This window comes from Ileibacterium valens, from assembly GCF_001945525.1.
GTDB classification, from domain to species: domain Bacteria; phylum Bacillota_I; class Bacilli_A; order Erysipelotrichales; family Erysipelotrichaceae; genus Ileibacterium; species Ileibacterium valens.
Genome location: NZ_MPJW01000219.1, coordinates 1 through 1,006, shown reverse-complemented (window position 1 = coordinate 1,006; position 1,006 = coordinate 1). Strand labels below are relative to the sequence as shown.

Annotated in this window: 1 protein-coding gene; it reads left to right on the top strand. The window is 41.7% G+C overall.

All coding sequences use genetic code 11. From position 1 onward, the window contains the following. Positions 1 to 228: 228 nt before the first annotated feature. Positions 229 to 1,006, top strand: a 778-nt coding sequence (locus tag BO222_RS11030) for an IS110 family transposase (protein ID WP_075817629.1), incomplete at its 3' end; no start/stop codon positions are given.

The following is a 1,006-nucleotide window of genomic DNA, read 5'->3' as shown; positions in this document are numbered from 1 at the left end:
AGGAAAAAAGCACAATATAGCCGTTACTGCGATTGCGAGAGATCTTTCCTGCTTTGTCTGGGGACTTATGACGGATAACATTTGCATTGCCAGAAACTGAGTTTAATAAGAAACAATCTGTTTTAGATAATATGAAAGGCCCCCCAGAAGCCAATTCGTGGATTTAGATGGATACTTAGGGTGTATTCAAAAGTAAACGTCATTACCACATGACTTAGGAGGACCTATATGGCAAGCTTACTTTTTATCGGATGCGATGTCCACAGTAAAACAATCAGTTTAGATACTTTCGATCGAGATTCTAATACACATAGTCACCAGACAAAAATTAATAATGATCCACGATTGATCTGGAAGTATGCCAAGAAAATCGAATCTGAAGTTGAACCTGGAACTCAACTCGTTTTCGGTTACGAAGCTGGGTGTCTTGGATTTTCTTTCCATGAAAGAATTACGAAAATGGGCTTTGAATGCCGGATTATGGCGCCAACGACAATCCGTCTGGCTCAGACAGACCGCGTTCGCAAAACGGATCGCAGAGATGCAAAATCTCTGGCTGAAGCATTAGCCTATGACACCTATAGATCTGTTTATGTTCCTACTCAGGAAGATCAGGAAGTTCGCTCATTTATTCGTCTTCGTGAAGATACTCAGGAAACCATTAAGAAGTTCAAACAGCGGATTAATGCCTTTATGTTGAAACTTGGCTACACCTTTGATGAGGGAAAGACCAAGTGGACTATAAAACACAGAGATTGGCTTAAATCCCTGGAGCTGTCTCCAATGAATCGCGAGGTGCTCGACGAGTATCTCATTACTCTTGAGGAGCTTGAGACCAAAATTGCTCGATATGATGAGCGAATCACCGAAATGTCCAAACAGGAAAATTACAATGAACTGGCTAGTTCCCTTTCGTGCTTCAAAGGAGTAACCAGGCCCATCGCTATGCGGATCATTACTGAAATTGGAGATTTTAATCGCTTTGCAACAGCTGGAGAATTTGCCT